The organism is Vibrio sp. 2017_1457_13, from assembly GCF_030851525.1.
In the GTDB taxonomy this organism is placed as follows: Bacteria; Pseudomonadota; Gammaproteobacteria; order Enterobacterales; family Vibrionaceae; genus Vibrio; species Vibrio metschnikovii.
On sequence record NZ_VHTA01000008.1, the window covers coordinates 203,659 to 215,744 of the forward strand.

Genomic DNA, 12,086 nt, shown 5'->3' on the forward strand with positions numbered 1-12,086 from the left:
ATTGCTGTCTCTAGTGTTTGTTTATGGCACCTTACGACAAGGGCAAAGCCATCACGATTATTTAAGCGAAAGTAAGCTTTTGGGCTATTTTGAAACACCGCCAAGCTATGCGTTGCATGATCTTGGTCCGTATCCGGGATTGATTGCTGGTCAGCAATCGATCAAAGGGGAAGTGTATCAAGTTGATGAGCGCACATTGGCAAAACTTGATGTATTAGAAGATGTCCCCGTTGAATATCGACGTGAAACGATTGATACTCCTTACGGTCTGGCTTGGATATACATTTATCAAGAGGCGTCGCGGCTTGATTCTGAAATTGAATCTGGCGATTGGTGCCAACGTATTTAAGCCGTGTTTTCTCAATGAAAAAAGCCAGCAATGCTGGCTTTTTGAGCTTATTCACCCTGACTTAATCAGGGGAAAGAGCCTTATTTTTGCTGTGCACGCTCGTAAGAAGAGAGGATTTCAGCACGCGCAGAAGCGGCATCTTCCCAACCTTCTACTTTTACCCATTTACCGCTTTCTAGCTCTTTATAACGCTCGAAGAAATGCGTGATCTGAGCTTTCAGTAGTGCTGGAATATCATTCACATCTTGAATGTGGTCGTACTCTTTAGACAGCTTAGAGTGTGGAACGGCGATGACTTTGGCATCTTCACCTGACTCATCACTCATCTTCAGAACACCCACTGGACGACAACGAATCACAGAACCCGGGATTAATGGGTAGGGTGTTGGAACCAATACATCAACTGGGTCACCATCAAGAGATAGTGTGTGGTTCACATAACCGTAGTTACATGGGTAGAACATAGGCGCAGACATAAAACGGTCAACGAATACAGCACCAGAATCTTTATCTACTTCGTATTTGATTGGATCAGCGTTCGCTGGGATCTCAATCACTACATAGATATCGTCTGGCAGAGATTTTCCTGCTGGCACATTATTTAAGCTCATTACGGTTTCCTTTTGGTTAGCCGGATTTTAAAAAGTGTCGCTCATTATTATGCAAACTGCACGTCGGTGCAAAACCGACGTGCAGAAAAAGGCGAAGTTTACCTGTAAAAAGCCGGATACCCAAGTAGCAGTGCTCAACTCGATGGGCTTTTAGCTCCTGCTAACTTTAAGGATCAGCGCTATGGGTTAGATTTGTTCTATGGTTGTTCGATATTTATCGACAACGCTCAGTCAGTTGAGTCCCGTTCAGATGACTATTCATCTGGGTAGGTTTCAAGGAACTGAGAGACTTTTTCAACCATCTGTTTTGAACCGACAAAAAACGGCACACGCTGGTGTAACTCGGTAGGTTTGATATCAAGGATACGTTGTCTGCCATCTGTCGCTAAGCCCCCCGCTTGCTCAATCAATAGTGCCATCGGGTTGCATTCATACAGCAAACGCAGCTTACCGTTGGGGTGACTTTGAGTGCTTGGATAAAGATAGATGCCGCCTTTGAGTAAGTTGCGGTGAAAATCGGCGACTAATGAACCAATATAACGTGAGGTGTAAGGGCGGTTATCTTCCGGTACGCTCTCTTGGCAGTATTTAATGTATTTTTTAACGCCGGTTGGAAAACGAATGTAGTTACCTTCGTTGATGGAGTAAATTTTGCCCTGCTCTGGGATGCGCATATTTTCATGAGAGAGACAAAATGAACCAATCGACGGATCGTAAGTAAAGCCATTGACGCCATTGCCGGTGGTGTACACCAACATAGTCGAGGAGCCATAAATCACATAGCCAGCGGCTACTTGTTTATGACCAGGCTGAAGGAAATCCTCTGCGGTTGGTGGTCCGCCAACGGGAGAGATACGGCGATAAATTGAGAAAATGGTCCCCACTGAAACGTTGACATCAATATTCGATGAGCCATCGAGCGGATCCATTAACACGACATATTTCGCATTTTGGTTGAGCTCTTTATTGAAGGCGACCGCCTCGTCTTCTTCTTCACTAGCTACGCCGCAGACTTGATCGCGCGCTTCTAAAGCCGCTTTAAACTTATCGTTAGCGTAGACATCCAGTTTTTGTTGCTCTTCACCTTGAATATTATCGTTACCCGATGCGCCAGTAATATCAGCTAATCCAGCTTTATTGATTTCTCGGTTAACGATTTTAGCGGCAAGACGAATGGACGCAAGTAGAGAGGAGAGTTCACCGCTTGCATGGGGGAAGTCGTGTTGTTTTTCAACAATAAACTCACCAAGGGTGCGCATCTTCGACATGTTATTTCCTTAACACTTATTGGTTCTGGGGGAGAAAGGTAACGCGAAAGAGTAGGGTCATCAGCGTTGGTGTTCTTACTCCTTGAGAAGAAAGCAAATTTAGCTACCTTTTCAAGGTGTTTCGTTATAGCGGTGATTTTAAATCCTAGAACTTTTTACGAGTAATAAACTAACTGCCGAAGATCTCAATTTAGATGTCGACTTTCGATAAATTACATTATGGCGATTTGCGGTACTCGCTTTTATGGTATGGATCAGGATAATGGTCAGGCAGACAAACAGCACAAGTGAGATCAGGTTGATGCATATTCATATTTTAGGGATTTGTGGCACTTTTATGGGCGGATTGGCGATCCTCGCTCGTCAGTTAGGTCATCAAGTGACGGGCAGTGATGCGAATGTCTATCCACCAATGAGTACGATGTTATCATCACAAGGTATTGAAATTATTGAGGGTTTTGATCCTGATCAGCTAACCCCACGTCCTGATCTGGTGGTGATTGGTAACGCGATGAGTCGTGGTAATCCTTGTGTTGAGTATGTTTTAAACCACAATTTACGTTATACCTCTGGGCCGCAATGGTTACATGATTTCTTATTGCAAGATCGTTGGGTTCTGGCTGTGGCGGGAACGCATGGTAAAACGACCACCGCGAGTATGTTGACGTGGATTTTAGAACAGTGTGGCTATCAGCCCGGTTTTCTTGTCGGTGGCGTATTAGGCAACTTTGATCTCTCTGCCCGTTTGGGAGAAAGCATGTTTTTTGTGGTTGAAGCCGATGAATATGACAGTGCTTTTTTCGATAAGCGTTCTAAGTTTGTTCATTATCACCCACGAACCTTGATCTTGAATAATTTGGAGTTTGATCATGCGGATATTTTTGATGATCTCGAAGCGATCAAGCGTCAGTTCCATCACTTAATCCGCACCTTACCGGGTAATGGACGAGTGTTTGCTCCCCAGCAAGACTCTGCTTTGGCGGATGTGTTGAGTCGAGGATGCTGGAGTGAACGAGAATTAATGGGTCAGCAGGGGCAATGGCAGGCTAAAAAGCACAACCCGCAAGGCTCACAATTTGCGGTCTATTTTCAAGATCAACGAGTGGGCGACGTTGAGTGGTCATTGATTGGTGATCACAATGTAAATAATGCCTTAATGGCGATTGCCGCCGCGCGACATGTGGGCGTTACGCCAGATTTGGCCTGTCAGGCATTAGCAAGTTTTATCAATACTAAGCGCCGTTTAGAGCAAAAAGGTCAGGAAAATGGCGTGACTGTTTATGATGATTTTGCTCATCATCCGACGGCGATTGAACTAACTTTGTCTGGCTTACGTAACAAGGTCGGCAATGAGAAGATCATTGCTGTCGTCGAACCTCGCTCTGCAACCATGAAATTAGGTGTGCACAAAGGCACGCTGGCGGCATCACTCGCGCAAGCTGATTCAGTCTATTTTTTTCAGCCTAACGAATTAGCGTGGTCGGTTGATGAGGTGGCTCAGCGATGCTCCTCACCCGCTTATGTGAGCAATAATATCGACGACTTAGTTGAGAAAATTTGCGCAGCAGCCAAACCGGGCACGCACATTTTAGTGATGAGTAATGGTGGTTTTGGCGGCATACATAACAAGTTACTTGCCACGCTTAAAAAGCGCGCTCAGTAACACTTTAGGCATTAAATAAAAAGTGACCGACATGACAACACATAGCCAAGCCATTACCTTAGCCTGGACCGGAGCCTCTGGCGCACCCTATGGGCTGCGTCTTTTAGAATGTTTACTCGCCAGTGATCACACCGTGTATTTGCTTATCTCATCGGCCGCCAGAGTGGTATTAGCGACGGAACATGGTTTGCAATTGTCTAGTCAACCCCAAGCGGCGCAGCAGCAGTTGGTTAAGCAGTTTAATTGCGATCCGAGTAAACTGATCGTCTGTGGCAAAGAAGAGTGGTTTTCCCCCGTGGCTTCAGGCTCTGCGGCACCGAAAAAAATGGTGGTTTGTCCTTGTTCAGCAGGCAGCGTTGCTGCTATCGCTCATGGCATGTCGGACAACTTGATTGAGCGCGCTGCAGATGTGGTGCTCAAAGAGCGAGGACAGTTACTGCTGGTGGTTCGCGAAACCCCGTTCTCTACCCTGCATTTAGAGAATATGCATAAATTATCGCAAATGGGCGTTACCATTATGCCGGCAGCGCCCGGTTTTTATCATCAGCCTAAATCGATCGATGATTTGGTTGATTTTATGGTAGCTCGAATTCTCGACCATCTAGGGATTGAACAGGGACTTGTGCCGCGCTGGGGTTATGATCAGCGTTAAGTAGCTTCTTTCATGTTTTAGCATTACAATCTTATTCACTCATCGGGGAGCCAACCATTCATCATCGAATGGCGCTGAGATCAAGCCATGCTTGGGACCCGCATTAGTCATCGCCTTGGCCGTCAAGCGATACTGACTAAACACCTGAACCAGATAATACTGGCGTAGGAATTGAGCAGGAGATTCGACACAGACTCATGGACGCTGTCTCACTCTTTCTCAAGCCTGTGCCGCTCACCATGGAGCGCAAGCCTTGAAAAATCAATACTCTATCATCGCATTAACTAGCCTATTCTGTTCTTCCCTCGCGATTGCCGCGCCACCCACGACAACCGATAAACCAACCTTGACGGTGTATACCTATAGTTCATTTATCGCGGATTGGGGGCCGGGTCCGGTGATTAAAAAAGCGTTTGAAGCCGAGTGTAACTGTCAACTGAACTTGGTTGGTTTGGATGACGGCGTATCGATTTTAAATCGCTTACGTCTTGAAGGTCGCCATACTAAGGCCGATGTTTTGTTGGGTTTAGATGATAACTTGATGACCGAAGCAGAACAAACAGGACTGTTAGCCCCTCATTCTGTCGATTTATCAGCACTGACTCTGCCGAATGGTTGGAGTGATGAGACCTTTATCCCTTACGATTATGGCTATTTTGCGTTTGTGTATAACCAGCAAACCTTAACTCATCCACCGCAGAGCCTGAGAGAACTGGTCGAACAGCGCGATGACTTGACGATTATTTATCAAGATCCGCGGACCTCAACTCCAGGTCAAGGATTGCTACTATGGATGAAGTCGGTCTACGGTGATCAAGTCGCCACCGCATGGCAGCAACTGGCGAAAAAAACCGTCACGGTGACCAAAGGGTGGTCGGAAGCTTATTCAATGTTTTTAAAAGGGGAGGCCGATATGGTGCTCTCTTATACGACTTCTCCTGCTTACCATAAGATGGCTGAAAATGACCATCGTTATACCACGGCTAACTTTGCTGAAGGTCACTACATGCAGGTTGAAGTCGCGGCTAAGGTGAAAAGTAGTCCTAACCAAGCATTAGCGGCTCAATTTATGCAATTTATCGTCAGTGATGCCTTCCAATCGGCTATCCCAACCACCAACTGGATGTATCCTGTAACCAATGTAGCTTTGCCTGACGCTTTCTCTGAATTACAACAACCCAGCCAATCATTGACCTTTAGTGCCAACGAAGTAGCGGCACAGCGTCGTCATTGGATTCGTGAGTGGCAACACGCATTGACTTTTTAATCGATGATCTTATCAACGACGCCTAAATTAGGTATAGGGGTCGCAGCATTAGTTGCGGCCCTAGTTATTAGTGCATTGGCCGCTTTATTGTGGCAAGCCCCTTCTTTTGCGATTAGTCAATTATGGCATGACGCTTATTACCGTCATGTTACTTGGTTTAGTTTCTATCAAGCATTTTTTTCTACGTTACTGAGTGTGGGCTTTGCTATTCCAGTCGCTCACGCTTTAAGTCGTCGCCGCTTTAAAGGTAAAGAACTTCTCCTCAAGCTGTTTGCGATGACCTTGGTGTTACCCGTTTTAGTCGGGGTATTTGGTTTACTCGCGATTTACGGTAATCAAGGATTAGTCGCCAAGATACTTGGCTATTGGCACATCCGTCTGCCTTTTTCGATTTATGGTTTAAACGGAATTTTATTGGCTCATGTGTTTTTTAATTTACCTTACGCAAGTCGATTATTGTTGCAAAGTTTGGTCGCGATTCCACTTGAGCAGCACAAGTTATGCGCCCATTTAGGCATGAGCAGTTGGCAAAAATTTAAATGGGTTGAGTGGCCAAGACTGCGCCAACAATTACCTCATGTCGCTAGCCTAGTATTCATGCTCTGTTTTACCAGCTTTGCTACGGTTATGGCATTAGGCGGAGGACCGAAAGCGACAACGATTGAGCTAGCGATTTATCAAGCGATTAAGTTTGATTTTGATTTGGCTACGGGGGCACTGTTAGCCATTTGGCAGATGTTATTGTGTGGATTGTTATACTTTTCGATGCAATGGTTTAGTCGTTGTTTGCCCGCAACTCAAGGGGGAAATTATCCTGTCCAAGTTTGGGGGGGGGACAGTCGACTAAAACAACTCTGGGATGGAATGTGGATTGGTGTGGTGATCTTATTAGTCATTCCTCCTTTACTGATGGTGGTTTTAAGTGGTTTAAATAGCTACCTGTGGCAAGTGTTGAGTAGTCAGGAATTTTGGCTTGCCACCGCAGCCTCTTTTCAAGTGGCCAGTGTTACCGGTGCGATAGCGTTACTTGCAGGATGTGCGATTGTTATAACGAGTCGTCATTGGCGAATCAATCAACAACCTATTAAAGCCAATAGTATTGAATGGATTGGCACCATTATTCTGGTTACGCCCGGCTTAGTGATCAGTACCGGGTTATTTTTGTTGCTGCGTCAAATGGTCGATATCTTTAGCATGGCTTATTGGTTGGTGGTCGTCGTCAATAGTGTTATGGCTCTGCCTTATGTGATTAAAACCTTATCGCAACCGATGTTGCATATTGCTCAGCAGTACCATTTATTGTGTGCCAGCCTTGGTTTAAGGGGTTGGCAGCGTTTGCGACTGATTGAGTGGCGAGCGCTGAAAAAGCCGTTTGCCCACGCTTTCATCATTAGTTTTTTAGTCTCCATGGGGGACCTGAGTGCGGTAGCGCTATTTGGTAGTCAGCAGTTTCGCACCCTCCCGCTGTACTTATACCAACTCATGGGTAGCTATCAGATGCAGGCTGCCGCAGTAGTGTCATTGGCTTTATTGGTCTTTAGCGTGGGGCTTTATTACGGCGTTGAACGGCTATTGCAGATTAAACAGAGAGAGTAAATCATGCTAAATATTGCAAAGCTTACTTATCAATATCAAGATGAGAGTTTCATGTTTGATTTAACGATCAAGCAAGGCAGTATCATGGCGTTGATGGGACCCAGTGGGGCAGGTAAGTCAACGTTGCTCAGTTTAATTGCCGGTTTTATCGACCCTCAAAGTGGTCAGGTTGAGGTTGAGGGGCACTCTGTGCTCGGTCAACCGCCGCATCAGCGACCTTTTGCAATGTTGTTTCAAGACCACAATTTATTTCATCATCTCACCGTCTGGGAAAATATTGCACTCGGGCTAAATCCAAGTCTTAAATTAACTGATAGCCAGCGACAACAAGTGGTTGAGGCCGCACGGCAAGTCGGGCTTGAAGCGTTACTAACGCGTTTGCCTGAGCAACTCTCCGGCGGCCAAAAACAACGGGTAGCCTTGGCGCGATGTTTTGTACAAGCTCATCCTATTTGGTTGTTGGATGAACCTTTCTCGGCTCTTGACCCGTTATTACGTGAAGAAATGTTGGAATTAGTTAAATCATTAGCTAAAGCGCGCTCAGTGACGGTATTGATGGTCACGCATCATCTTAACGATACTCAAACCATTGCTAGTCACTTTGCGTTTTTAGCTCAAGGTCAAGTTCAGGTGACCGGCGAGATTGAGCAGTTGCACGAGCGCAACGCTCACCCATTATTTAGCGAGTTTGTTCGAGCAGGAAGTCATCGTAGCTAATGGTCACGATGACCGGTTGATCTGCTCGTTAACCTTTGCTCCGTTTTGCCCTCAATCCCCCGTGAGTGAAGGTTATTGAAGGCGAACGTTTTTATTCCTACGGCTGAGAAGTTTAGCTATCTTGCCCATAAAGGGTTTTGATCATTTGATAAATTTCTCGCGCCGCTTTGGGCGGCTTTTGACCTTGTTTCTCTTTACTGGCTTGACGAGCCAATTGGCGTAAACGCTGTCTATCGGCTTCAGGATAGTGCTCCATCAAAGCTTCAATCGCGCTATCACCTTGTTCAACAATTTTATCCCGCCATTGCTCTATCTTATGCAAGATAGCGGTAGTTTGAGCGTGTTTATTGCGCAATTTATCCAAAGCGATTTGAATCGGCTCCGGATCAACGTGGCGCATCATTTTACCAATGTACTGTAATTGACGGCGACGTGCCTCGTTTTTAAAGCGTTGTGCATCTTTCACCGCTTCGGCTAACTCTTCTGGTAGCGGGACTTTTTGCAAGGCAGATGGTTTTAACTCCACCAACTCTTCACCGAGTTTTTGTAAGACAATCATGTCATTTTTCAGCTCAGTCTTACTGACTAAGATGATCTCTTCTTCCTCTTCCCAAGGGGCTTTCTGGTTTTTACGCGCCATAGTCTTCACTAATTAGTTATTTATCTCTGCTATTTTAGCAAGAATCGTGGGGAGAAAGCGAAATTCTTGTTATCCTAAGACGATAAAAGCTCAATTAGTTGTGGATGAGAGATGGATATTAGACAGCAAGTGATGATCCAACGTGCCGAACTTGAAGCGGCGGTAGCTAAAGCACTCGATATGGCCTCTGCTCAAGCGGATGCCGCCGAAGTGGCAATCAGCAAAAGTACCGGGTTAAGTGTTTCCACTCATATGTGTGAAGTGGAAAATGTTGAATTTAATAGCGATGGTGCCTTGGGGATTACCGTCTATCGAGGTCAACGTAAAGGCAGTGCATCAACCTCTGATTTGAGTGAGAAAGCCATTCATCAGACCGTATTAGCGGCTTTAGATATTGCTCACTATACCTCAGAAGATCCGTATGCTGGCCCAGCGCCCAAAGCGTTAATGGTTAAAGATATTCCAGAGTTAGATTTGTTTCATCCTGATGAGCCAAACCCTGATCGCGCTGCTTCGATTGCCATTGCTGCAGAGCGTGAAGCTCTCAACTACAGCAGTAAAATCAAACAAAGCGATGGGGCGAGCTACGACAGTCACTACGGCGTCAAAGTTTATGGTAATAGCCACGGTTTATTAGCCAGTTATGCTTCGAGTCGTCACAGCATCAGTTGTAGCGTCATCGGTGAAGGCAAAAATGGCGAGATGGAGCGTGACTACAGCTATACGGTGGCACGTCATCGGGATGACTTATGGACACCCCAGCGTGTTGGTCAACAAGCGGCAGAGAAAACCATCCAACGTTTGGATGCTCGCCAACTGAAAACGGGTCAATATCCGGTGATGTTTGCTGCCGAAGTCGCGACTGGCTTAATGGGCCATTTAGTGACGGCGATCAGTGGTGGCAGTCTGTATCGTAAATCCTCTTTTTTGTTGGATCATTTAGGTCAGCAAATTTTGCCTAGTTGGTTCACGATTAATGAGCGTCCACACTTATTGCGCGGCCTTGCTTCGACCCCTTTCGATAGTGAAGGGGTGGCGACGATTGACCGAGAGATCATCACCGATGGTGTTCTAGCAACATACTTATTAACCAGCTACGCCGCACGGAAGATGAATATGCAGCCAACAGGCCATGCCGGTGGGATCCATAACTGGTTTATAACCTCTACAGGACAAGACTTTGATCAATTACTCAAAACAATGGGCAGTGGTTTGTTGGTTACTGAGGTGATGGGGCAAGGTGTGAATACGGTGACTGGGGATTATTCTCGCGGCGCAGCAGGATTTTGGGTGGAAGATGGCCAAATTCAGTATCCCGTTTCTGGTGTGACCATTGCTGGTAACTTAAAAACCATGTTTAAGCAATTGCTGGCGGTCGGAACTGATGTCGAAACTCGTTCACAAATTCAAACGGGTTCGATGTTGATCGAATCAATGAAAGTTGCTGGCGAATAACGCTAACGGCTAGGCCACAAAGCGCTGAATACCATCAGCGCTTTGAGTCATCCGACATTAAAACGATGTCGCTAAATCAGTAGTGTCGCTAAACCCAAGAAAACCGATAAACCGACTACATCGGTCACGGTGGTTAATGCCATACCACCAGCTAATGCGGGATCGATATTCATTTTTTTGAGTAGGATAGGAATCGTCACACCCGCGACGCCCGCAATGAATAGGTTGGCCATCATGGCGGCAGAAATAATCCCACCCAACAGCCATTCTCCTTTCCATAACACGACGATGGCACCAATGATCAGTGCCCATAATATGCCATTAAAAAAGCCGATCGCGGCCTCTTTAAGCAACAGTTCGCGTTTATTACTATCACCAATGTGGCCAAGAGCCAATCCACGGATCACCAACGCTACGGTTTGATTACCGGCTACCCCCCCCATAGAGGGGACGATGGTCATTAATACCGCAATGGCAGCCATTTGCTCCAATGTTGCTTCAAACATATTCGACACCGAAGCCGCGGTCAGTGCCGCTAAGACGTTGGCACCCAGCCAAATACTGCGCTTACGAGTTGATTTTAACACGGGGGCAAAGGTATCTTCATCGTCGTTCATACCCGCCATACTCATCATTGAGTGCTCGGCATCTTCACGAATTACATCCACCACATCATCGATGGTAATTCGACCTACTAAATGTTGGTGCTCATCGACCACTGGAGCAGAGACCCAGTTACGTCGCTCAAACAGACTAGCGACATCCGAGTCTTTGGCATCGACCTTAATCGCTTCATCGGCATCTTCCATCACTTCACTGACTTGAATGTCAGGCTGAGTGGTGATGAGGGTGGCTAAAGGTAGGTAACCAATCAGTTTGCTCTCTTCGTCAATGACGTACAGTGAGTCTGTGGCATAGGGCAGTTGGCCTTTCATCCGTAAATAACGCAGCACAACATCAACATCAACGTCACCACGAATAGTGATGACGTCAGTATTCATCAGACCGCCAGCGGTATCTTCTGGATAAGACATTGCTGTTTCGACACGTTGACGCTCGGCGGCATCCATTTGTGCCAATACTTCACGAGAGACGTCATCTGGTAAGCTACGCAGTACATAAGCTAAATCGTCACTGTGCATCCCTTCGGTTGCTTCGATGAGCATCTCTGGGGCCATCTTCGAGACTAACGCATCTTTGACGTCTTCGTTGAGCTCTTCAAGGATCTCGCCGTAATCTTCAGGGTCGGTCAATTGCCACAAAACATCACGAGCTTTGCGGGGAGAGGCTTCTAACAGGTGGGCGATATCTTCCGGTTCCATGTCCTGCAGTTGCCTGCGCACATGAACAAAGCGACCATTTTCTAGCGCTTCGGTAATTTCTTGGAGGGTGTTATGAGCTTGGTCAAATTCAATCGGTTCGGCCATGCTTCCTCCTCACGGTTATTAAGTTTTTGACAATAGACAGAATAGTAACTTAATTTACGAATCAAGTAACCTGAAGATATTGGAGCGGTCAATGTCAATGGGATTAACAACGAATTAACATTCGACGGTAGGGATAGGTGAAGAAGATTCGATAACGCTTATTCGCTCTCATCAAATTTACTTTCAATCAGTTGGCATACCGCATCCAGAGCGGTGCTGGCATCGTCACCATCGGCACAAATAGAGATTCTCTGTCCTTGAGCCGATTCGAGCATCAGTAAGCCCATCACACTGTCCGCGGTGGCTTGCTTCTCATCTTCGCCTTTAATGGTAATCACAGCTTGAAAAGATTGAGCAAGCTCGACCAGTTTAACGGCAGCTCGCGCATGTAGCCCCAGTTTATTTTGAATGAAGACTGTACGATGCTCGTGTGCCATAAGG

12 protein-coding genes are annotated in these 12,086 nt (G+C 46.2%); 7 read left to right on the forward strand and 5 right to left on the reverse strand.

Annotated elements, in window-relative coordinates:
• Position 1 precedes the first annotated feature (1 nt).
• Complete coding sequence (locus FKN88_RS13160) at positions 2-349, forward strand: gamma-glutamylcyclotransferase (protein WP_306687538.1); 348 nt, start codon at positions 2-4, stop codon at positions 347-349.
• Positions 350-429: 80 nt separating this feature from the next.
• Here the strand turns inward: FKN88_RS13160 and ppa are convergent, their stop codons facing one another.
• Complete coding sequence (gene ppa / locus FKN88_RS13165; RefSeq protein WP_004394570.1) at positions 430-960, reverse strand: inorganic diphosphatase; 531 nt, start codon at positions 958-960, stop codon at positions 430-432.
• Between the two features lie 254 nt (positions 961-1,214).
• Complete coding sequence (fbp, locus tag FKN88_RS13170) at positions 1,215-2,228, reverse strand: class 1 fructose-bisphosphatase (RefSeq protein WP_004394571.1); 1,014 nt, start codon at positions 2,226-2,228, stop codon at positions 1,215-1,217.
• Positions 2,229-2,529: 301 nt separating this feature from the next.
• On the opposite strand from fbp, the gene mpl reads away from it, so the two are divergent.
• The 5 genes from mpl (at position 2,530) to thiQ (ending at position 8,123) form a co-directional block, all read left to right on the forward strand.
• Entirely contained in the window at positions 2,530-3,891 is a 1,362-nt protein-coding gene (gene mpl, locus FKN88_RS13175; protein WP_154170049.1) for a UDP-N-acetylmuramate:L-alanyl-gamma-D-glutamyl-meso-diaminopimelate ligase, read from the forward strand.
• Between the two features lie 31 nt (positions 3,892-3,922).
• Complete coding sequence (locus FKN88_RS13180) at positions 3,923-4,543, forward strand: flavin prenyltransferase UbiX (RefSeq protein ID WP_154170051.1); 621 nt, start codon at positions 3,923-3,925, stop codon at positions 4,541-4,543.
• A 253-nt stretch (positions 4,544-4,796) separates the two neighbouring features.
• A complete protein-coding gene (gene thiB, locus FKN88_RS13185) occupies positions 4,797-5,810 on the forward strand; it encodes a thiamine ABC transporter substrate binding subunit (RefSeq protein WP_306687539.1) in 1,014 nt (337 codons plus the stop codon).
• Positions 5,811-5,813: 3 nt separating this feature from the next.
• Complete coding sequence (thiP, locus tag FKN88_RS13190; RefSeq protein ID WP_217541286.1) at positions 5,814-7,406, forward strand: thiamine/thiamine pyrophosphate ABC transporter permease ThiP; 1,593 nt, start codon at positions 5,814-5,816, stop codon at positions 7,404-7,406.
• Between the two features lie 3 nt (positions 7,407-7,409).
• Entirely contained in the window at positions 7,410-8,123 is a 714-nt protein-coding gene (thiQ, locus tag FKN88_RS13195) for a thiamine ABC transporter ATP-binding protein (protein ID WP_004394576.1), read from the forward strand.
• A 112-nt stretch (positions 8,124-8,235) separates the two neighbouring features.
• On the opposite strand, the gene yjgA is transcribed toward thiQ, so the two are convergent.
• Positions 8,236-8,763, reverse strand: coding sequence for a ribosome biogenesis factor YjgA (gene yjgA, locus FKN88_RS13200; protein ID WP_154170055.1), 528 nt, complete (start codon positions 8,761-8,763; stop codon positions 8,236-8,238).
• Positions 8,764-8,874: 111 nt separating this feature from the next.
• On the opposite strand from yjgA, the gene pmbA reads away from it, so the two are divergent.
• Positions 8,875-10,218 carry a metalloprotease PmbA gene (gene pmbA, locus FKN88_RS13205; RefSeq protein WP_154170057.1) on the forward strand — a complete coding sequence of 448 codons (1,344 nt, stop codon included), beginning with the start codon at positions 8,875-8,877 and terminating at the stop codon, positions 10,216-10,218.
• A gap of 71 nt (positions 10,219-10,289) precedes the next feature.
• On the opposite strand, the gene mgtE is transcribed toward pmbA, so the two are convergent.
• Both mgtE and FKN88_RS13215 read right to left on the reverse strand, forming a co-directional pair.
• Positions 10,290-11,645, reverse strand: coding sequence for a magnesium transporter (gene mgtE, locus FKN88_RS13210; protein ID WP_004394579.1), 1,356 nt, complete (start codon positions 11,643-11,645; stop codon positions 10,290-10,292).
• 158 nt (positions 11,646-11,803) lie between these two features.
• Complete coding sequence (locus FKN88_RS13215) at positions 11,804-12,082, reverse strand: HPr family phosphocarrier protein (RefSeq protein ID WP_154170059.1); 279 nt, start codon at positions 12,080-12,082, stop codon at positions 11,804-11,806.
• Between the last annotated feature and the right edge of the window lie 4 nt (positions 12,083-12,086).

What these genes read in the sequence shown, in the direction of transcription:
- thiQ (WP_004394576.1), top strand. Translation starts at nt 7,410, where the DNA reads ATGCTAAATATTGCAAAGCTTACTTATCAATATCAAGATGAGAGTTTC.
- mgtE (WP_004394579.1), bottom strand. Translation starts at nt 11,645, where the DNA reads ATGGCCGAACCGATTGAATTTGACCAAGCTCATAACACCCTCCAAGAA.
- FKN88_RS13180 (WP_154170051.1), top strand. Translation starts at nt 3,923, where the DNA reads ATGACAACACATAGCCAAGCCATTACCTTAGCCTGGACCGGAGCCTCT.
- yjgA (WP_154170055.1), bottom strand. Translation starts at nt 8,763, where the DNA reads ATGGCGCGTAAAAACCAGAAAGCCCCTTGGGAAGAGGAAGAAGAGATC.
- ppa (WP_004394570.1), bottom strand. Translation starts at nt 960, where the DNA reads ATGAGCTTAAATAATGTGCCAGCAGGAAAATCTCTGCCAGACGATATC.
- FKN88_RS13215 (WP_154170059.1), bottom strand. Translation starts at nt 12,082, where the DNA reads ATGGCACACGAGCATCGTACAGTCTTCATTCAAAATAAACTGGGGCTA.
- pmbA (WP_154170057.1), top strand. Translation starts at nt 8,875, where the DNA reads ATGGATATTAGACAGCAAGTGATGATCCAACGTGCCGAACTTGAAGCG.
- fbp (WP_004394571.1), bottom strand. Translation starts at nt 2,228, where the DNA reads ATGTCGAAGATGCGCACCCTTGGTGAGTTTATTGTTGAAAAACAACAC.
- thiP (WP_217541286.1), top strand. Translation starts at nt 5,814, where the DNA reads ATGATCTTATCAACGACGCCTAAATTAGGTATAGGGGTCGCAGCATTA.
- mpl (WP_154170049.1), top strand. Translation starts at nt 2,530, where the DNA reads ATGCATATTCATATTTTAGGGATTTGTGGCACTTTTATGGGCGGATTG.